Raw genomic sequence first — 20,172 nt, 5'->3', positions numbered from 1 at the left:
TGGCTCGATGTTGTCTTACTTATCGATCTCTTGAGGGCCCGTCAGCGCACGTGGGACGCGTAGCCACCTGCCCGGACCAGATGGCGACAGCCTTGGGGCACCGGCCGAATTGACGGAAAGTCGCCGCACCGACACAGCCGTTTCGCCAGGGGCGCGCCACTGGTCGCCAGGGGCGCGCCACCCCATGGCCGGTTTTAGGTCTCGATCCGGTCGTTCACGCACCGCAGGACCGGGCGTGCGCCGAGGGCTGACGGGTCCTCCAGGGCCGCCCCCGTGACCCGGAACGTGGTGCTCTCGCCCGGGAGGAGCGTGACCAGCATGTGGTCGGCCTCGGCGTCCGGGTGGAGGCGGTCGGGGAACAGGGCGAGGTCCCGGAGCAGGGTGCGGGCCGTCACCTCGACGCGGTAGGCGGGAGCACCGCCGCCCCCGTCCTCCGTCACCGTCGCGTCGAAGCGGGCCGGCGGTAGCGCCACCCGTGTGTCCTCCTCGTAGAAGTCCAGGGTCCTGGTGTCGCCCAGGCGGGCGGACAGGAGTTCGTGGGTCGGGTCGGCGGGAATCGCCACCGATGGGGGGAGGGGGATGCGGGTCGTGGTGCGGGGGGCCGTGGTCACCGTCAGCTCCTCCTCGGCCAGGACCGTGCCGTCCAGGGCGTGCCGGGTCAGGTGGAGGGTGCCGTTCCAGGGGGCCGGGGTGTCGTTGACGAGGTGGGCGGCTCCGTCGCGTACCGCGATCAGGCGGTCCGCGTAGACCGAACGCAGCGCGTGCCAGAGCGGTTTGCGGCGGCCCTCTCCGTCGACCGCCGACCAGGAGACCACCGGCCAGCAGTCGTTGAGCTGCCAGACGATCGTGCCCATGCAGTACGGGGCGTGGGAGCGGAAGTGGCGGATGCCGAAGGCGAGGGCGCGGGCCTGGTTGAGCTGGGTGAGCCAGTGCCAGTCGTCGAAGTCCGCTCCCGGCTGCGGCAGATGGTCGCCCAGGCCGCGCAGCAGCTTGGCGTTGCCGTCCTCGGCCTTCTGGTGGTGGGCCAGGAGCGGGGCGTCGGGGGTGAGCGGGCCGCTGACCGCGCGGCGCAGGGTGGCGTATGCGGGCGGGCCCTGGAAGCCGAACTCGGCGACGAAGCGCGGCACCCGGTCCGCGTAGGCGAGGTAGTCGGCGCGGTTCCAGACGTCCCAGATGTGGATGGTGCCGTGGTCCGGGTCCTGCGGGTGGATGTCCTCGGTGCCGGAGTACGGGGAGCCCGGCCAGTACGGGCGGGTCGGGTCGGTCTCGGCGACGATCGAGGGCAGCAGGTCGTGGTAGTAGCCGTGGCCCCACGTGCGGTCGCCCAGCTCCTTCTGCCAGCCCCAGTCGGCGTGGCCCTCCAGGTTCTCGTTGTTTCCGCACCACAGGATCAGCGAAGGGTGCGGGGCGAGGCGGGTGACGTTCTCGCGGGCCTCGGCCGCCACCTCGTCCCACAGGGGCTGTTCCTCCGGGTAGGCGGCGCAGGCGAACGGGAAGTCCTGCCAGACCAGCAGGCCCTTCTCGTCGCACAGTTCGTAGAAGTCGTCGCTCTCGTAGAGGCCGCCGCCCCAGACCCGGATCAGGTTGACGTGGGCGGCGACGGCCTGGTCCAGGCGTTCGGAGATCCGCTGCCGGGTGAGGCGGGCCGGGAAGCAGTCCTCGGGAATCCAGTTCACGCCGCGTACGAAGACCGGCTCGCCGTTCACGGAGACGCGGAACGCCTCGCGTTCCAGGGTGACGGCGCGGAAGCCCGTTCTGAGGCGGCGGACGTCGTCGCCGACGCGGACCGTCACGTCGTACAGCGGTTGTTCACCGTGGCTGTGCGGCCACCAGACCTCGGCCTCGGGCACCGAGAGGGTGACCGAGACGCGGTGCTCGTCCTCCGTGGCGATGAAGACGGCGCCCGCGCCGATCACCCCGACCTCGCCCGACAGCGGCGCGAGGCCGTCGTGCTCCACCTCCAGTTCGACGGTCAGGCGCGGCACCCCGTCCGCGTCCAGGTCCGGGAGGAGCTTCACGGACGCGATGCGCGGGCCGCTCCACGTCTCCAGGGCCACCGGGCGCCAGATGCCGGACGTGACGAGCGTCGGGCCCCAGTCCCAGCCGAAGTTGCAGGCCATCTTGCGGATGAAGGCGTACGGCTCCGCGTACGCGCCGGGCCGGTCGCCGAGCCGGTCGCGCAGCTCCTCGGCGTACGTGTACGGGGCGGTGAAGCGGACGTCGAGCGTGTTGGCGCCCTCGCGCAGCAGGGGGCGGACGGGGAAGCGGTAGGAGCGGTGCTGGTTGGCGGTGCGGCCCACCTCGGTGCCGTTGAGCAGGACGGTGGCGACGGTGTCGAGGCCGTCGAAGCACAGGGCGGCGTGGTCGTGGCCGTCGGGTGCCCAGTCGAAGGTGGTGCGGTACGTCCAGTCGGTGCGGCCGATCCAGCCGAGCCGGGTCTCGTTGTCGTCCAGGTACGGGTCGTCGATGAGCCCGGCCGCGAGCAGGTCGGTGTGGACGCAGCCGGGGACGGTGGCGGGGACGCCTCCTGTTAGGAGCCCGGGGGGCACGGGGCCGGCCGGGTGCAGCGTCCAGCCGTCGTGCAGGGGCAGGTGGCGAAGGGTCACGCGGGGGTCCTTCCGCAGTCGGGGAGCTGGGCGCAGGCGACGAAGTGGTCCGGCTCGGTCTCGTACAGGTCGGTGGTGGCGGGTGGGCCCGCCTCGTGGAAGGCGCAGGACTCGACCGGCTGCGGCGGGTCCCACGGCTGGTTGAGGCGGGGCACGGCGGCCAGCAGGGTGCGGGTGTAGGGGTGGAGGGGGTTGCCGAAGAGCTTGTGGGTGTCGCCGCGTTCCACGATCCGGCCCCGGCGCAGCACGACGGTCTTCTCGGCGAGGTAGGTGCCCAGCGCGAGGTCGTGGGTGATGTAGAGGACGCCGAGGCCGCGTTCCTTGAGGCCGGCCAGGAGGTTGAGGACGTCGATGCGGGTGGAGGCGTCGAGCATGCTGGTGATCTCGTCGGCGACCAGGAAGCTCAGGTCGAGCAGGAGGGCGCGGGCGATGAGGAGGCGTTGCAGCTGGCCGCCGCTGAGCTGGTGCGGGTAGCGGCCGAGGACCTGTGCGGGGTCCAGGCGTACGTCCCGTACGGCCTTCTCGACGCGGTCGGCCCACTCCTTGTCGGGGACGCCGGGGTGGTAGGCGCGGCGGACCAGGTCGAAGACGCGGTCGGCGCGGAAGACGGGGTTGTAGCAGGAGAAGGGGTCCTGGAAGACGCCCTGGACGCGGCGGTAGAAGTCCTTGCCGGGGCGCACCCGCTGACCGTCCAGGGTGAGGGTGCCGGAGCTGACGCCGGTGAGGCCGAGGATCATCCGGCCGATGGTGGACTTGCCGCTGCCGCTCTCGCCGATGAGGGAGACGACCTCGCCGGGTGCGGCGGTGAAGGAGACCCGGTCGACGGCGGTGACGGAGCCGCCGCCGAACGCTCCGGCGCGGTAGGTCTTGGTGACGTGGTCGAGGGTCAGCATCAGGCCTTCCAGCATGCGACGGAGTGGCGGGGGGCGATCTCCACGACGGGGGGCTCCTCGGCGCACCGCTCGTCGGCGACCGGGCAGCGGTCGCGGAAGCGGCAGCCGGCCGGCGGGTTCAGGAGGGAGGGCGGGGCGCCGGCGATGCCCTTGAGGGGCTGGTCGGCGTGCCGGGCGCCGACTGCGGGGAGCGAGCCGAGCAGGAGCTTGGTGTACGGGTGGCGGGGTGCGGTCGTCAGGACCTTCGTGGGGGCCTTCTCGGCGAGCTTGCCCGCGTACATGACCATGATGGAGTCGGCGATGTGCGAGGTGAGGCCGAGGTCGTGGGTCACGAAGATCATGCTGGTGACCAGGCCCTTGTCGCGCAGTCCGGTGAGCGCGCCGACGACGGCCCGCTGGGTGGAGACGTCGAGCGCGGAGGTCACCTCGTCGGCGATGAGGACGGACGGGTCGAGCAGGGTGGAGATCACCATGACGGTGCGCTGTTTCATGCCGCCGGACAGCTCGATCGGATAGCGGTCCAGGACGTCGTGGTCCAGGCCCACCAGGTCGAGCCTGCGGTGGAGTTCGGCGGTGTCCACGGTGACGCCGCGCGAGGCGAGCAGTTCGCGGATCATGCGTCCGATGCGGCGGGTCGGGTTGAGGGCGCTCATGGAGTACTGCGGGACGAGCGAGATGCGGTGGAAGCGGAAGGCGTTCATCGCCCGGTCGTCGGCCACCGGCACGTCGTCGCCGTCGAGGGTGACGGTGCCGCCCGCGTGCCTCATCCGGCCGTCGAGGCGGATCAGCGACTTGCCGAGCGTGCTCTTGCCGCACCCGGACTCGCCGGCAAGCCCCAGGATCTCCCCGTCGGCGAGGTCGAAGGAGACGCCGTCCAGGGCCCGGACCTCACCGCGCAGGGTGCGGTAGTGGACCCGGAGATCGGTCACGGTCAGGGTCATGTGGTCCGGCCTCCCAGGAAGCGGTCGGTCGCGAGGTTCATGGTTCAGGCCTCCCGGAGCTTCGGGTTGAAGACCTCGTCGAGGCCGACGTTGGCGATGTACAGCGCACCGACGATCGCGGTGATCCCGGCGCCCGGCGGGACGAACCACCACCACATGCCGAGCTGGAGCGCGCTCCACTGCTGGGCGCTCTGGAGCATCAGCCCGAGAGAGACGCCCTCGGTGGGGCCGAGCCCGATGAAGTCGAGCGAGGAGGCGATCAGGACCGAGCCGCCGAACAGCAGGATGAACATCATGAAGAGGTAGGAGCTCATGTTGGGCGCGATCTCGCGGAAGATGATCCGCCAGGTGCCGCTGCCGCTGAGCCGGGCCAGGTCCACGAACTCGCGGGTGCGCAGCGAGAACGTCTGCGCCCGGATCGCCCGCGCCGCCCACGGCCAGGACGTCAGCCCGATGAACAGGCCCTGTACGGGGACCGAGCGGACCCCGAGGTAGGCGTTGATGATCAGCAGGACGGCCAGGGCGGGCAGCACGAGGACCACGTTGGTGAGCATGTTGAGGATCTCGTCCACGGCTCCGCCCCGGTAGCCGGCCAGGAAGCCGACGAGCATGGCGATGACGGCGGCGATGGCCCCGCCGACGACGCCGACCAGGAAGGTGGCGCGCAGCCCGTGCACGAACTGGGCGTAGACGTCCTGCCCGAAGGTGGTGGTGCCCATCCAGTACGTGCCGTCGGGCGGGGCGGCCTGCGGGCCGACGTATTCGTTGGGGTCGGCGGTGTCGAGCAGCGGCGGCCCGACGAGGCCGATGAGCAGGAGCAGCACGACGACGGTGAACCCGATGAGGAGCTTGGGGTTGCGCACGGCGTAGTGCAGGGTCTCGCGGCCGGGGCGGGTGGCGGGGGCGGAGGGCGCGGCGGGTTCGGTGGCCGGTTCGGGCGCGGTGCTCATGACTGGCCTCCTGCCATGCCGGTACGGGTACGGGGGTCCACGACGACGTACACGACGTCGATGAGGAAGTTGGCGATCAGGACGCCGATGACGATGAACAGGAACGCGCCCTGGAGCAGGAAGAAGTCCTGGTTCTGGATCGCGGCCAGGATCAGTGAGCCGAGCCCCGGGTAGGCGAAGACGATCTCGGTGACGAGGGCTCCGGCCACCAGGACGCCGAGCTGGAGGGCGAGTCCGGTGATCTGGGGCAGCACGGCGTTGCGGAAGGCGTAGCGGCGGATGAGGCGCTGGGGTGCGCCGAGGGCCGAGAGGTAGGACGAGTAGTCGGACTCCAGCTCGTAGATGATCATGTTGCGCATGCCGATGGCCCAGCCGCCGAGCGCGACCAGGAAGAGGGACAGGAACGGCAGCACCCAGTGCTGGAGCAGGTCCAGGGCGAAGTCGAGGGACCAGTTCGGCTGGATGTCGAGGCTGTAGCCGCCGGAGATCGGGAACCAGCCCGCCTTGGAGCCCAGCGCCCAGGCGAGGATGACGGCGATCCACATGTAGGGCATGGCGGTGAGCAGGTAGCCGGCCGGGAGCACGGTGTTGTCGAGCACCTTGCGGCGGGCGGCCAGCGCCCCGGCCCAGTTGCCGACGAACCAGCTGAGCAGGACGGCCGGGATCATCAGCCCGAGGGTGTACGGGAGGGCGTCGAGCAGCACGTCGGCGACGGGTTTGGGGAACACCCAGATGGACAGACCGAAGTCGCCCTGGAGCAGGGCGCTCCAGAAGTGCAGGTACTGCTGCCAGACGGGCTCGTCGAAGCCGAAGAGGTTGTTGTAGTAGGCGCGCATGGCCTCGACTGCCTCGGGCTGCGAGACGCGGGCCCGGGCCACCATGGCGGCGACCGGGTCGCCGGGCATGAAGCGCGGGATCATCCAGTTGACGGTGACGGCGACGACGAAGGTCAGCGCGTAGATGAGAAGTTTGCGGGCGAAGTAGCGGCGCAAGGAGGCTCCCCGGAGAGAGCCCCGCCGTGCGGGCGGCGGTCAGGTCGGCACGCGCACGGCGGGGCGGTCATGGGTACGGGCTGGGGCGGCGGGCGCCCCGGAGTGGGCCGGCGCGGATGCCGGCCGCTCTCACGACTGCGGGGTCACTTGGCGGGCTTGAGCTGGGTGAGCGCTTCGAAGCCGCCCATCTCCAGCCAGTTGCGCCACATCGCGGGTGCGTACTTGGGCGCGCCTTCGGCGTCCGACGGCCAGTTCGTCCAGGTGCCGGTGGTGGACTGGGCCCAGAGGCCGTTGTACCAGAGGGGGATGACCGGCATCTCCTTGAGCTGGATGTCCTGGATCTCGGAGATGACCTTCTTCATGCCCTCGGTGTCGTCGGTCTTCACACCGCCGAGTTCCTGGACGAGCTTCCAGGCGTCCTTGTTCTCGTAGCGGCCGAAGTTGACCGTGTTCTGCTGCTTCTGGACGGGCAGCTGGAACATGTACTCGTAGTACGTCCACGGGGTGCTGGAGAGCTGGCGCTCGTTGTTGACGACGAGGTCGAAGTCGCCCTTGCCGCGCTGTTCGTTGAGGGCGTTGGCGTCGGGGAACTCGGTCGTGATCTTGATTCCGGCGGCCTTGGCGGACGAGGCGATGACCTTGGCGGCCTCCATCCAGTCGGTCCAGCCGGTGGGCACGGCCAGCTTCAGGCTGATCTTCGAGCCGTCCTTGTTCTCCACCAGGCCGTCGCCGTCGGTGTCCTTGTAGCCGGCGTCCGCGAGGAGCTGCTTGGCCTTGGCGGTGTCGAAGGTGAAGCCTTCGCGTGCGACGAGGTCCTTGTCGATGTACTTGTCCCACTGCGGGAGCAGCCCGGTCGGGTCGGCGGCCCTGACCAGGCCCCCGTACACGCCCTTGACGATCTTCCCGACGTCGACGGACGCGGCGAGCGCCTTGCGGAAGGCGGCGTCGTCCATCGGCTTCCTGGTGGTGTTGGGCACCAGCCAGGCGGTGTTGGCGGAGAGCATGTAGGGCGGCTCGTCGTAGTACGAGACGACCTTCTTGCTCTTTACCAGGGAGGCGGCGCCGGGCAGGAAGTTGTTGCTCAGGTCCAGCTGGCCCTGGCCGAGCTGGCCGATGACGACCTCGTTGCTGGGGTTGGACACGTCCACGATGTAGCGGGGCGCGGGCTTCATGGACAGTGCCTTGACGCCCCACCAGTCGTCGCGCCGCTGCCAGACGACCCGGTCCTGGGTGTGGCTCTTGAGCGTGTACGCGCCAGTGCCGACGGGCTTGTCATTGACGCCGTCCAGGACCTCCTTCTCGGAGCGTTTGCTCCAGATGTGCTCGGGAACGATGGGCTGCCCGTAGAGGGTGAAGTCCCACTCCTGGTAGCGGGCCTCCTCGAAGGTGAAGCGGACCGTGGTGGTGTCCACCGCCTCGGCGCCGGACAGCCAGCTCCACAGGCTGTGGAAGGAGGACGCCTCGATCTTGCCGATCTCGTAGGAGTAGGCGACGTCCTTGGCGGTGAGCGGCTTGCCGTCGGACCAGGTGATGCCGGGGCGCAGCTTCACCTCGTAGGTCTTCTCCCCGGTCCAGCTGCCCGACTCGGCGAGCCAGGGCGTCAGCTTGCCCTCGTCGGGGTCGAAGTGGAACAGGGTCTCGTAGACCAGTCCCTTGGTGCCGGTGGCGTGGTCCCAGTTGTGCAGCGGGTTGTAGTTGGCCGGCGGCCCCCACTGCGTGCCGGTGGTGTACAGCGTCTCGTTACGGGGAAGCGCGCCGCCTCCGCCGCCGGAACCGCCCGAGCCGCCCGAGGAGCCGCCCCCCGTGCACGCGGTGGCGGCGAGCGCGATCACGGCGAGCGTGGCCGCGATCCGTCCGCGGAATCCCGTGCCCATCGTCCCTCCTTCTCCCCGCCGTCCCTGCCGAGCGGAGTTACTGAACCGGGTAAGTGCCGTGAAGTTAAGGCCCCCGGGTGACGCTGTCAAGGGTGCGGGAGCGCTCCCATTCCTTTGTTCCTCAGGGGAGTTGGACGATCTCCCCTCGGACGCGGGGGCCGTGCCCGGCAAGGCAGGCGTCTAGGATGTGGGTGGTACACGAACCGGTTAAGCGAGGTCGCATGCCCAAACACCGCCCCACGATCGCCGACATCGCGGCCCGCGCCGGGGTCTCCAAGGTCGCGGTGTCCTACGCGCTCAACGACCGGCCGGGCGTCTCCCCCGCGACCCGGTCCGCCATCAAGGCCATCGCGCAGGAGATCGGCTGGCGGCCCAACAGCGCGGCCCGCGCCCTCACCCGCGCCCGCGCCGACGCGGTCGGCCTGGCACTGTGCCGGCCCGCCCGGCTGCTCGGCGTCGAGCCCTTCTTCATGGAGCTGATCAGCGGCATCGAGTCCGAACTCTCGCCGCGCGGCTGCGCCCTGCTCCTCCAGGTCGTCACCGACCCGGCGCAGGAGCTGGAGGTCTACCGCCGCTGGTGGGGCGAGGGCCGGGTGGACGGCGTCTTCCTCACCGACCTGCGCGGCCCCGACCCCCGTATCGAGGGCGTCACCGAACTCGGCCTGCCCGCCGTGGCGATCGGCCACCCCTCGGCGGCGGGTCCGCTGCCCGCCGTCTGGTCCGACGACGCGGCGGCCGTCCGCGACACCTTCGGGTACCTCGCCGCCCTCGGCCACCGCTCGGTCGCCCGGGTCGCCGGGATGCCGGAGCTCAGCCACACCGCGCTGCGCGACCGGGCCCAGCGCGAGGTCTGCGCCGAACTCGGGCTCGGCGAACCGGTCATCGTGCACACGGCCTACTCCGGCGAGGACGGGGCGCACGCCACCCGCCGGCTGATCAGCTCGCCCCGGCGGCCCACCGCCGTCGTCTACGACAACGACATCATGGCCGTCGCCGGTCTCTCGGTCGCCCAGGAGATGGGCCTCGACGTGCCGGGCGACCTCTCCCTCGTCGCCTGGGACGACTCCCAGCTCTCCCAGGTCGTCCGCCCCCCGCTGACCGCGCTCAGCCGCGACATCCCGGCGTACGGGGGCCACGCGGCCCGCATGCTGCTCGCCCTGGTCACCGACGGTGCCGCCGACGGCTACGAGGACACGACGGCCCGGCTGGAGCCGCGCGGCTCGACGGGGGCGCCGCGACCGTAACCCCTGGGGCCTGTCCGGGACGGATGTCATACCGGAGGAGGATGCCGAGGGTCGGATGATGCGACTCGAGAGGGCCCGGGAACGGGCACCGGGAGTGACGACCGGAGGCCAGGCGGCGGAGACGATGGAGCGGTAGCCCTGACCCGGGGCTCCGCCGTGCGGCGGGCCGCCGGGCGGGCTTCCGTCCCGTACACACCCACCCACCCTGGAGTCTGCCGTGACCACCATGTCCACCGCTCACCGCGCCACCGCGGTGGCCGCCCGCGCCACGGAACTGTCGAAGGTCTACGGCGAGGGCGAGACCAAGGTGACCGCACTCGACCGGGTCACCGTGGACTTCCCGCAGGGCGAGTTCACCGCGATCATGGGCCCCTCGGGCTCCGGCAAGTCAACGCTGATGCACTGCGTGGCCGGCCTCGACAGCTTCAGCGGCGGTTCGGTGCGCATCGGCGGGACGGAGCTCGGGGCGCTCAAGGACAAGCAGCTCACCCAGTTGCGCCGGGACAAGATCGGCTTCATCTTCCAGGCGTTCAACCTGCTGCCGACGCTGACCGCGCTGGAGAACATCACGCTGCCGATGGACATCGCGGGCCGCAGGCCCGACCAGGAGTGGCTGCGCAAGGTCATCGAGATGGTGGGCCTCTCCGACCGGCTGAAGCACCGCCCCACCGAGCTGTCCGGCGGTCAGCAGCAGCGCGTCGCGGTGGCCCGTGCCCTGGCCTCGCGGCCCGAGATCATCTTCGGTGACGAGCCGACCGGCAACCTCGACTCCCGCTCCGGCGCCGAGGTCCTCGGCTTCCTGCGCAACTCCGTGCGCGAACTGGGCCAGACCGTGGTGATGGTGACCCACGACCCGGCCGCCGCCTCCTACGCGGACCGGGTGATCTTCCTGGCGGACGGGGCGATCGTCGACCAGATGATGCACCCCACCGCGGACGGGGTGCTGGACCGGATGAAGGCGTTCGACGCCAAGGGCCGCACCAGCTGAGCCGGCCCCTGCCCGCGCTCCGTACCGCTTCCTCCGGCCCCCTTCCCTCCCAGGACTGACAGACATGTTCCGTACCGCCCTGCGCAACGTGCTCGCGCACAAGGCCAGACTGCTGATGACGATCCTCGCCGTGATGCTCGGCGTGGCCTTCGTCTCCGGCACCCTGGTCTTCACCGACACCCTCGGCAACGCCTTCCGCAACCAGTCGGCCAAGAGCTACGACGACATCGCCGTCGCCGTCACCACCTACGCCGACCAGCAGGACGAGAAGTCCCGCGCCATCGACGCGGCCACCCTGAAGAAGATCCAGGCCCTGGACGGAGTGGCCACCGCCACCGGCCGGGTCGACGGCTTCGCCGGGGTCGCCGACCCCGACGGCAAGCTGATCGGCAACGGCTGGTCCAACACCGGCTCCAACTTCGCCCCCGGCAAGGACGGCGAGGACGCCGCGTACACCTTCACCGACGGCTCGGGCCCCACCGAGGCCGGCAGCATCGCCCTGGACCGGGACACCGCGAAGAAGGGCGAGTACACGGTCGGCGACACCGTGCGCGTCGCCACCAACGGGCCGGTGAAGGAGTACACCCTGTCCGGGGTCTTCACCACCGAGGACGGCGCGGTCAACGCGGGCGGCAGCCTCGTCCTCTTCGACACCCCCGTCGCACAGAAGCTGTTCCTGCGCCCCGGCGAGTTCGAGGACGTCTCCGTCACCGCCGAGCCCGGCACATCCGACCGGCAGCTGCTGGCCGCCGTGAAGCCGCTGCTGCCCGAGGACGCCGAGGCCACGACCGGCCGGGCGCGTGCGGACGAGCAGGCCGAGGAGATCGAGCACAGCCTCAGCAGCCTCAACAAACTGCTCCTCGGCTTCGCCGGTGTCGCCCTCTTCGTCGGCGTCTTCCTGATCGCCAACACCTTCACCATGCTGGTCGCCCAGCGCACCAAGGAACTGGCCCTGCTGCGGGCCGTCGGCGCCTCGCGCCGCCAGATCAAGCGCTCGGTGCTCCTGGAGGCCGCCGTGGTCGGCCTCATCGCCTCCGTCATCGGCTTCGCGGTGGGCCTCGGCCTCGCGACGGCGCTGCGGTCCGCGATGAGCCTGATCGGCGGGAAGATCCCGGCCGGTCCGCTGGTGATCGCCCCGACCACGGTCGTCGCCGCGTTCGCCGTCGGCGTCCTGATCACCGTACTGGCCGCCTGGCTGCCCGCCCGCCGGGCCGCGAAGATCCCCCCGGTCGCCGCGATGAACAGCGCGCACGCGGTGGCCACGGTCAAGTCCCTGGTCCTGCGCAACACCATCGGCGGCGTCATCACCCTCCTCGGCGCGGCGGCGATCTTCGGCGGCGCCGCGAAGGCCGGGTCGAGCGGGCAGCTGCTCGTCGCGGCCGGTACGTTCCTGGCGCTGATCGGCGTCATCGTCCTCATCCCGCTGCTGTCCCGCCCGGTGATCGCCCTGGTGCGCCCGCTGCTGCGGCGGCTGTTCGGGGTCTCCGGCAAGCTGGCCGCGCAGAACGCCGTCCGCAACCCCCGGCGCACCGGCGCCACCGCCTCCGCGCTGGCGATCGGCCTCACCCTGGTCACCGGGATCTCGGTGCTCGGCGTCACCCTCGGCCAGGCGGTCGACAAGATGACGACGGACAACATCAGGGCCGACTACATGGTGTCGATGGCGAGCGGCGACGCGCTCGACGAGTCGGCGCTGACCGCCCTGGAGAAGGCCGACGGCGTCACCGCCGTCTCACCCCAGCAGGACGTCCGGCTCACCATCGGCGGCAAGGACGTCTCGGCGTCCGGCGTCACCCCGGGCGACGTGCAGAAGGTGCTCACCGTCGACACCGTCTCGGGCTCGATGGACTCCCTGGGCGACGGCGGGATCGCCGTGGCCGAGAAGACCGCGAAGTCGCGCGGCTGGAAGCCCGGGGACACCGTCTCCGTCACGTACGGGGACAAGAAGAAGGGCCGGCTGAAGGTCGGCGCCCTCTACAAGGACAACGAGTTCCTGTCGCCGGTCCTCATCCCCCGCGCGACCACGGCCCCGCACGAGGGCCGGGCGGACATCCGCGAGATCTGGGTGAAGACGGACGGCGGCGCGAGCGCGGCCAACGAGCAGGCGCTGGTCGACGCGCTGGGCGACAACCCGGGCATGAGCATCATGGACCGTCAGGACATCCGGGACATGTTCGGCGGCAGCGTCAACCTCGTCATGAACATCATGTACGGGCTGCTCGCCATGGCGCTGGTCATCGCGGTGCTCGGGGTCGTCAACACCCTGGCCATGTCGGTGTTCGAGCGTCAGCAGGAGATCGGCATGCTGCGGGCGATCGGCCTGGACCGGCGCAAGGTGAAGCGCATGATCCGGCTGGAGGCCGTGGTGATCTCGCTCTTCGGTGCGGTCATCGGCATAGGGCTCGGCATGTTCCTCGGCTGGGCGATCGGGCGGACCGTGGCCGACGGAATCCCGCAGTACGTGCTGGTCGTGCCGTGGGGCCGGATCGCGGTGTTCCTGCTGCTGGCCGGTGTGGTGGGGGTGCTGGCCGCCCTGTGGCCGGCCCGCAGCGCCGCCAAGCTGAACATGCTGACGGCCATCAAGACCGAGTAGCCGCACCCGTACGACGGACGGGGCCGGTATCCGCGGTGGCGGATACCGGCCCCGTTCACATGCGCGGGCTCAGCCGGTCGCGTCGGCCTTCCAGGCGCGGGCGCGCAGCGGCATCCGGGAGGAGCCGTCCTCCCGCGGGCGCACCGCCAGGATCTGGTTGACGCCGATCCTGTTGCGTTCGAAGGAGAGCGCGGAGGCGGCCATGTAGAGCCGCCAGACCCTCGCCCGGCCGGGCGAGACCATCTTCAGCGCGCGCTCCCAGCCCTGTTCCAGGTTGGCGACCCAGCGGCGCAGGGTCAGCGCGTAGTGCTCGCGCAGCACCTCGACGTCCCGGGCCTCGAAACCGGCCTCCTCCAGGGTGGCCAGAGTCCGGCCGACCGGGGCCAGTTCACCGTCCGGGAAGACGTAGGCGTCGATGAACGCGTCGATCTCGTACGCGGACTCGTCCTTCTCCGGGCGGCGGCCGATCTGGTGGTTGAGGAGGCGCCCGCCGGGCTTGAGGAGGGCGTAGAGGTCGTCGGCGTACTCGCGGTAGCGGACGGAGCCGACGTGCTCGGCCATGCCGATGGACGAGATCGCGTCGTACGGGCCGTCGCGGACGTCCCGGTAGTCCTGGACGCGGATCTCGACGCGGTCGGTGAGGCCCTCGTCGGCGATGCGCTTCCGGGCGTAGGCGGCCTGTTCGATGGAGAGGGTGACGCCGGTGACCCGGGCGCCGTACTCGCGGGCGGCGTGGATGGCCATGGAGCCCCAGCCGCAGCCCACGTCCAGCAGGCGGTCGCCCTCCTTCAGCGCGAGCTTGCGGCAGACCAGGTCGAGCTTGTCGCGCTGGGCGCTCTCCAGCGTTCCGCCGTCCTGCCAGTAGGCGCAGGAGTAGACCATGGACGGTCCCAGAACCAGTTCGTAGAAGTCGTTGCCCACGTCGTAGTGGTGGCTGATGGCCTCCTTGTCGCGGCGCTTGGTGTGCAGGGGGCCGCTGCGGCGGCGTACCTCCTCGGGCGGCGGCGGGGGCGCCGGCCAGGGGCCGGCCAGCCTCAGCAGCTCCTTGCCGGCCGCCCTCACCCTCGGGTCGCGCAGGGCTTGGACGCCGAAGCCCACGTCGTCCCCGCGCTCCCAGATCAGACCGGCCATCAGGTCCAGGGCCTCGTACAGGTCGCCCTCGATGTCGATCTCGCCGGCCACCCAGGCGCGGGCCAGGCCCAGTTCGCCCGGCTTCCACAGCAGCCGGCGCAGGGCCCGGCGGTTCCTGATGACGAGGACGGGGGCGCCGGGTGGTCCGGCCTCGCTGCCGTCCCAGGCCCGGATACGGACCGGTAGGGGTTCTCCCAGCAACTCCTGGGCGAGAGCGGTCAGCCGCAATGCGGCGTCTGCCATGGCGCACACCTCCGTGACGGTGTTTCCCAACGTGCCCAGACATGCCCACACATGTCTCGGACCACGCCCCGGCGCCCTGGGCACCATGGCGTGGCACACCTCCCTCAACAGTCTGCGGCGGCCGGACCATCCCGCTACCGGGCAAGGGAACGGCAAAATACGTGCACGCCACATGCATCCGCCCGGGATCGGGCCCCCGCGCCCCGGCACCCCGCGCCGCCCCGTCACACCCGGATACGCCGAAGGGGCCGCCCGCACCACGGATGGCGGACGGCCCCTTCGGGCGTCGTACTACTGCCTGGACGGCCTTGCGCGGACTAGGAGGCCTTGGCCTTCTCGCCCACCGGCTTGGCGGCGGCCGGCGCGGGGGCCGGCTTGGCGGCCTCGTAGAACTCCTCGCGCGGCGTCTCCATGGCGCCGAGCGAGACGACCTCGCGCTTGAGGAACATCGCCAGGGTCCAGTCGGCGAAGATCCGGATCTTGCGGTTCCAGGTCGGCATCGCCAGACCGTGGTAGCCACGGTGCATGTACCAGGCGAGGCGGCCCTTGAGCTTGATCTTCATCTTGCCCATGACGATCATCGCCACGCCCTTGTGCAGGCCCAGACCGGCGACCGCGCCCTTGTTGGCGTGGCTGTAGTCGGCCTGCGGGAAGCCGCGCATCCCGGAGATGACGTTGTCACCGAGGACCTTGGCCTGACGCAGCGCGTGCTGGGCGTTCGGCGGGCACCAGGCGTTCGGGTTGCCGGCCTTGCGGCCGATCATGTCCGGGACCTGGGCGTTGTCGCCGGCGGCCCAGATGTAGTCGGTGCCCTGCACCTGGAGCTTCTCGGAGGTGTCCACGTGACCACGCGGGCCGAGCGGCAGACCGAAGCGGGCCAGCGCCGGGTTCGGCTTCACGCCGGCCGTCCACACGATGGTGTTGGAGTCGACCTCCAGGCCGTTCTTCAGCACCACGTGACCGTCGACGCAGGAGTCCATGGAGGTCGAGAGGAAGACCTCGACACCACGGGACTCCAGGTGCTCCCGGCCCCAGGTGCCCAGCTTCGGGCCGACCTCGGGGAGGATCTTGTCGGCGGCGTCGACGAGGATGAAGCGCATGTCCTCGCGCTTCACGTTCGTGTAGTACTTCGCCGCGTCGCGGGCCATGTCCTCGACCTCGCCGATGGTCTCCGCACCGGCGAACCCGCCGCCCACGAAGACGAAGGTGAGGGCCCGGCGGCGGACGTCCTCGTCGGTCGTCGAGTCGGCCTTGTCCAGCTGCTCGAGGACGTGGTTGCGCAGCCCGATGGCCTCCTCGATGCCCTTCATACCGATGCCCTGTTCGGCGAGGCCGGGGATCGGGAAGGTGCGGGAGACCGCGCCGAGCGCGATGACCAGGTAGTCGAAGGGCAGCTCGTAGGCCTCGCCGACGAGCGGCGCGACCGTGGCGACCTTGCGGTCCTGGTCGATGGTGGTGACGCGGCCGGTGAGGACCTCGGCCTTGGGCAGGACGCGTCGCAGCGGGACGACGACATGCCGAGGCGAGATGCTGCCGGCAGCAGCTTCGGGGAGGAAGGGCTGGTAGGTCATGTACGACCGGGGGTCGACGACCGTGACGGTCGCCTCGCCGTAGCGCATCTTCTTGAGGATGCGCCGAGCTGCGTACAGGCCTACGTACCCACCGCCTACTACGAGAATCCTGGGACGCTCCGTGGTGCTCATGCCATCGAGTATCCACCCCACTCGGGGGGCATGCTCGTGAGCCCCTTCACAAGGTTCGGGCCACCCTCTGCTATAGTTCGCCGCCCACGTGACCCAGGTCATGACCCGGGCCGGGAACCCCGCGCCGTTGGCGAACGTTGTTCACCGCCTGTGAGCTGGCCCTTGAGCCCCCGGGCCGGAGACGCGCCCCTCCCGGCCTCGCACCGCCGCGCCGCGACCGGAACCATCCCGTACGGGCGCCGAGTGACCCCGCTCACCCTCGCCACCACCCATCCGGAGCAGAAGTCCGGCCCCGGGCGGCCAATCTCTTGTGAAGAAGTTCACGAACTTGGTCGCGAGGCGGCCCGAAAGGCGCCTCACCAGGCACATCCCGCCCACTCAAAGGTGCGGCCGGAATGACGTATGAGCATCTTCCGGGCCTGCCGCTCAGGCCAGGGACCAGGCGATTCCGTCCAGGATGTCGTGCTCGCTGACGACGACCTCGCGCGCCCCGGTCCGCTCCATCACGGCCTGCAGGATCAGCGCCCCGGAGGCGATCACGTCGACCCGGCCCGGATGCATCGCGCCGATCGCGGCGCGCTCCGCGTGCGTCGAGGCCAGGAGCCGCGCGGTGATCTCCCGCACCTGCTCCAGGGAGACCCGCGAGTGGTGGATCGCCTCGGAGTCGTACTCCTCCAGGCCCAGCGCGATGGCGGCCACCGTGGTGACCGTCCCGGCGAGGCCGACGAGCGTGGCCGCCGAGGTGATCGGGACGCTCTCCTCGGCCAGGTCCAGGGCCGCCGCGACGTCCGCGCGGATCGCCTCGGCCCCCTCCGGCGAGGGCGGGTCGCTGACGACACCGTCGCGCACGAGGTGGCGCTCGGTCATCCGGACGCAGCCGACGTCCACGGACCGGGCGGCCCGCACCCTCTCGTCGCCGACGACGAACTCGGTGGAGCCGCCGCCGATGTCCACGACCAGGTACGGCTTGGCGAGGTCGTCGCGCCCGGCCAGCTCCTTGGTCGCCCCGTCGAACGAGAACGCGGCCTCCTGGTCGCCGCTGATCACCTCGGGCTCGACGCCCAGGATGTCCAGCACCCCGCGCACGAAGTCGTCCCGGTTCTCCGCGTCCCGGGAGGCGGAGGTGGCGACGAAGCGGACCTTCTCGGCGCCGTGCTCCTCGATCACCGCCGCGTACTGACGGCAGGCCGCGAACGTACGCTCCAGCGCCTCGGGGGCGAGCCGCCCGGTCCGGTCGACGTCCTGCCCCAGCCGGACGATCTCCATGCGCCGGGCGAACTCGACGAGCTCCCCCGTGGCCGGGTCGGCGTCCGCGACCAGCAGACGGATCGAGTTGGTACCGCAGTCGATGGCAGCCACGCGCGTCATGTCTTCGCCCTCAGCCCTCGTCCGTGCCCTGCTCGCCGCACGGCGACACGCACGGCCCCTTGCGCCACCACTCCGGAAGCATCGCGATCGCCTCGTCCCCCAGCGGGTTCACACCCGGCCCCGCCGCCAGCGAGTGCCCGACGAGCACGTGCAGGCACTTCACCCGGTCCGGCATGCCGCCCGCGCTCGGGAAGCCCTCCAGCACCTCGATGGCGTCACGCCGCGCGATGTAGTCCTCGTGCGCGGCCCGGTAGGCCGCCGCCAGCTCCGGGTCCCGGCCCAGGCGCTCGGTCATCTCCTTCATGACCCCGTTCGCCTCCAGCGTGCCGATCGCGGACGCCGCACGCGGGCACGTCAGGTAGTACGTCGTCGGGAACGGGGTGCCGTCCTCCAGCCGGGGCTGCGTCTCGACCACGTCCGGGTTGCCGCACGGACAGCGGTGCGCGATCGCCCGCAGTCCGCGCGGCGGGCGCCCCAGCTGCTGCTGGAAGGCGGCGATGTCCGCGTCGGTGGGGACGGTGGGCTCGGTCTGGGGAGGGGGCGTTTCCATGCCTGCCTAGAGTTCTGATCGGACTGCTCGAACCGCGGTTCTGCAGAGATACGGGCGGGGACGGCCGTCAGCCGCGGTCGGCGCTGTCGACGCCGTCCCAGAGGTTGGAGTGCCACGGCCGGCCGGACTCGGCCGGCTTCCCGTTGCGCTCCTTGACCGCGTCGGGGTCGACCACGGTGTAGCCGGTCTCCCCGGGAAGAAGGTAGTGCAGGTGCTCGCGGGCCAGCCGCCTGATGTACGCGTCGTCCTGGAGCCGCGCCTTCTCGTCGCGCAGCTCCTCGGTGCGCGCCTCGGCCTCCCGTGCCAGCCGCTGCTGGTCCGCGATCTCGTCGCGCTGCGACACGTACTGGCGCATCGGGTACGCGAGGGCCACGATCAGCGAGCAGACGATCAGCGCCAGGAAGGCGGCCCGGCCGGTGAGCCGGGAGCGGCGGGCCTGTCGGCGGTTCTGGGACCGGTAGACGCGGGCGGCGGTCTGCTCACCGAGCAGCCGCAGCCGGGTTGCGGTGGAGAACCGGTCCCTGTCCTTCGCGGCCATGTCTCCGCCTCCCCATCACGCACGTCCGTCCCCGCACACGGTACGGGACCGAGTGCGGGGACGGACGGAGGCCGGGGCCCTGGAGCCTGCCGGGCTGTCAGCCCTTGCTGTGTTCGTCAGTTCTCGGAGCGAAACCGCGGGAACGCCGAGCGGCCCGCGTACACCGCGGCGTCGTCGAGGATCTCCTCGATGCGCAGCAGCTGGTTGTACTTGGCGACGCGGTCCGAACGGGCCGGGGCGCCGGTCTTGATCTGACCGCAGTTCACGGCGACCGCGAGGTCGGCGATGGTGACGTCCTCGGTCTCGCCGGAGCGGTGGGACATCATGCACTTGAAGCCGTTGCGCTGGGCCAGCTCGACGGCGTCCAGGGTCTCGGTCAGCGAACCGATCTGGTTGACCTTGACGAGCAGGGCGTTGGCAGAGCCCTCCTCGATGCCGCGGGCCAGGCGCTCCGGGTTGGTCACGAAGAGGTCGTCGCCGACGATCTGCACCTTGGCGCCGAGCTTGTCGGTGATGACCTTCCAGCCGGCCCAGTCGTCCTCGTACAGCGGGTCCTCGATGGAGACCAGCGGGTACGCGGAGACCAGCTCCTCGTAGTACTCGGTCATCTCGGCGGCCGAGCGGGTCTTGCCCTCGAACTCGTACGAGCCGTCCTTGTAGAACTCGGACGCGGCGACGTCGAGCGCGAGCGCGATGTCCTTGCCCGGGGCGTAACCGGCCTCCTTGATGGCCTCGATGATGAGGTCGAGGGCGGCGCGGTTGGACTCCAGGTTCGGCGCGAAGCCGCCCTCGTCGCCGAGGCCGGTGGACAGGCCCTTGGTCTTCAGGACCTTCTTCAGCGTGTGGTAGACCTCGGCGCCCCAGCGCAGGGCCTCGGAGAAGGACTCGGCGCCGATGGGCGCGATCATGAACTCCTGGATGTCCACGTTGGAGTCGGCGTGCGACCCACCGTTGAGGATGTTCATCATCGGGACGGGCAGCAGGTGCGCGTTCGGGCCACCGAGGTAGCGGAACAGCGGGAGGTCGGAGGCCTCGGAGGCGGCGTGCGCGACGGCGAGGGAGACGCCGAGGATGGCGTTGGCGCCGAGCGAGCCCTTGTTCTCCGTGGCGTCCAGGTCGAACATCGCCTGGTCGATGAGGCGCTGCTCGGTGGCGTCGTAGCCGACGAGCTCCGGGCCGATCTGCTCGATCACGGCGAGGACGGCCTTCTCGACGCCCTTGCCCTGGTAGCGGTTGGGGTCGCCGTCGCGAAGCTCAATGGCCTCGAACGCGCCGGTGGAGGCGCCGGACGGAACAGCAGCACGACCCGTGCTGCCGTCGTCGAGGCCAACCTCGACCTCGACCGTGGGGTTGCCCCGGGAGTCGAGGATTTCCCGGGCTACGACGACGTCGATGGACGGCACGAGGCATCTCCTTCTGGGATATGACGCTGGTTGTGCAGGGTCACTTTGGCCTTGCCACAAGAGCCTAACCGGCCCGGCCGTCTCCGTCGGCCGACCGCCCGTCCCCTGGGACGAAAAAGGACCCAAGGGCGGGCACAGCAGGGCAAAGCGCCAGA

At 70.7% G+C, this 20,172-nt stretch carries 15 protein-coding genes; 3 read left to right on the top strand and 12 right to left on the bottom strand.

Translation table 11 applies throughout. The features are described from left to right. Nucleotides 1-194: 194 nt before the first annotated feature. The 6 genes from E6P78_RS17130 to E6P78_RS17105 all read right to left on the bottom strand — a co-directional run bounded on the left by E6P78_RS17130 (nucleotide 195) and on the right by E6P78_RS17105 (nucleotide 8,256). The gene (locus tag E6P78_RS17130) at nucleotides 195-2,606 is read right to left on the bottom strand and encodes a glycoside hydrolase family 2 TIM barrel-domain containing protein (protein ID WP_136204464.1); all 2,412 of its coding nucleotides are present in this window, start codon (nucleotides 2,604-2,606) and stop codon (nucleotides 195-197) included. Continuing rightward, nucleotides 2,603-3,514, bottom strand: a complete 912-nt coding sequence (locus E6P78_RS17125; RefSeq protein WP_240799236.1) for an ATP-binding cassette domain-containing protein — start codon at nucleotides 3,512-3,514, stop codon at nucleotides 2,603-2,605. The genes E6P78_RS17130 and E6P78_RS17125 overlap by 4 nt, the downstream gene beginning before the upstream one ends. After that, nucleotides 3,499-4,440: an ABC transporter ATP-binding protein gene (locus tag E6P78_RS17120; RefSeq protein ID WP_136204463.1), complete on the bottom strand. Its 942-nt coding sequence runs from the start codon at nucleotides 4,438-4,440 to the stop codon at nucleotides 3,499-3,501. The genes E6P78_RS17125 and E6P78_RS17120 overlap by 16 nt, the downstream gene beginning before the upstream one ends. Before the next feature lie 44 nt (nucleotides 4,441-4,484). Then, a complete protein-coding gene (locus E6P78_RS17115; RefSeq protein WP_136204462.1) occupies nucleotides 4,485-5,390 on the bottom strand; it encodes an ABC transporter permease in 906 nt (301 codons plus the stop codon). Continuing rightward, on the bottom strand, nucleotides 5,387-6,382 hold the full coding sequence (locus tag E6P78_RS17110) for an ABC transporter permease (protein ID WP_136204461.1): 996 nt from the start codon (nucleotides 6,380-6,382) through the stop codon (nucleotides 5,387-5,389). Before E6P78_RS17110 ends, E6P78_RS17115 begins: the two co-directional genes overlap by 4 nt. Nucleotides 6,383-6,525: 143 nt before the next feature. After that, nucleotides 6,526-8,256 carry an ABC transporter substrate-binding protein gene (locus tag E6P78_RS17105; protein WP_136204460.1) on the bottom strand — a complete coding sequence of 577 codons (1,731 nt, stop codon included), beginning with the start codon at nucleotides 8,254-8,256 and terminating at the stop codon, nucleotides 6,526-6,528. Between the two features lie 221 nt (nucleotides 8,257-8,477). Between E6P78_RS17105 and E6P78_RS17100 the strand changes: the two genes are divergently transcribed. The 3 genes from E6P78_RS17100 (at nucleotide 8,478) to E6P78_RS17090 (ending at nucleotide 13,081) form a co-directional block, all read left to right on the top strand. After that, a complete protein-coding gene (locus E6P78_RS17100) occupies nucleotides 8,478-9,500 on the top strand; it encodes a LacI family DNA-binding transcriptional regulator (protein WP_136204459.1) in 1,023 nt (340 codons plus the stop codon). Nucleotides 9,501-9,717: 217 nt separating this feature from the next. Then, nucleotides 9,718-10,488 carry an ABC transporter ATP-binding protein gene (locus E6P78_RS17095; protein ID WP_136204458.1) on the top strand — a complete coding sequence of 257 codons (771 nt, stop codon included), beginning with the start codon at nucleotides 9,718-9,720 and terminating at the stop codon, nucleotides 10,486-10,488. Between the two features lie 64 nt (nucleotides 10,489-10,552). Beyond that, a complete protein-coding gene (locus E6P78_RS17090) occupies nucleotides 10,553-13,081 on the top strand; it encodes an FtsX-like permease family protein (RefSeq protein WP_136204457.1) in 2,529 nt (842 codons plus the stop codon). A 69-nt stretch (nucleotides 13,082-13,150) separates the two neighbouring features. Here the strand turns inward: E6P78_RS17090 and E6P78_RS17085 are convergent, their stop codons facing one another. The 6 genes from E6P78_RS17085 to eno form a co-directional block, all read right to left on the bottom strand. Further along, nucleotides 13,151-14,455: a cyclopropane-fatty-acyl-phospholipid synthase family protein gene (locus E6P78_RS17085; protein ID WP_136204456.1), complete on the bottom strand. Its 1,305-nt coding sequence runs from the start codon at nucleotides 14,453-14,455 to the stop codon at nucleotides 13,151-13,153. 317 nt (nucleotides 14,456-14,772) lie between these two features. Continuing rightward, nucleotides 14,773-16,158, bottom strand: coding sequence for an NAD(P)/FAD-dependent oxidoreductase (locus E6P78_RS17080; RefSeq protein ID WP_136204455.1), 1,386 nt, complete (start codon nucleotides 16,156-16,158; stop codon nucleotides 14,773-14,775). 426 nt (nucleotides 16,159-16,584) lie between these two features. Next, on the bottom strand, nucleotides 16,585-17,526 hold the full coding sequence (locus E6P78_RS17075) for a Ppx/GppA phosphatase family protein (protein ID WP_136204454.1): 942 nt from the start codon (nucleotides 17,524-17,526) through the stop codon (nucleotides 16,585-16,587). Between the two features lie 10 nt (nucleotides 17,527-17,536). Beyond that, nucleotides 17,537-18,076, bottom strand: coding sequence for a DUF501 domain-containing protein (locus E6P78_RS17070; protein ID WP_136204453.1), 540 nt, complete (start codon nucleotides 18,074-18,076; stop codon nucleotides 17,537-17,539). 67 nt (nucleotides 18,077-18,143) lie between these two features. Beyond that, nucleotides 18,144-18,614 (bottom strand): septum formation initiator family protein, encoded by a 471-nt coding sequence (locus E6P78_RS17065; RefSeq protein WP_136204452.1) that lies wholly within the window; start codon nucleotides 18,612-18,614, stop codon nucleotides 18,144-18,146. 116 nt (nucleotides 18,615-18,730) lie between these two features. Beyond that, entirely contained in the window at nucleotides 18,731-20,017 is a 1,287-nt protein-coding gene (gene eno / locus E6P78_RS17060; RefSeq protein WP_136204451.1) for a phosphopyruvate hydratase, read from the bottom strand. Nucleotides 20,018-20,172: the final 155 nt, after the last annotated feature.

It is taken from the genome of Streptomyces sp. A0958 (genome assembly GCF_004795035.1).
Lineage (GTDB): Bacteria > Actinomycetota > Actinomycetes > Streptomycetales > Streptomycetaceae > Streptomyces.
The sequence above is the reverse complement of the archived record's forward strand: the minus strand, read 5'-3'. Positions and strand labels throughout refer to the sequence as shown.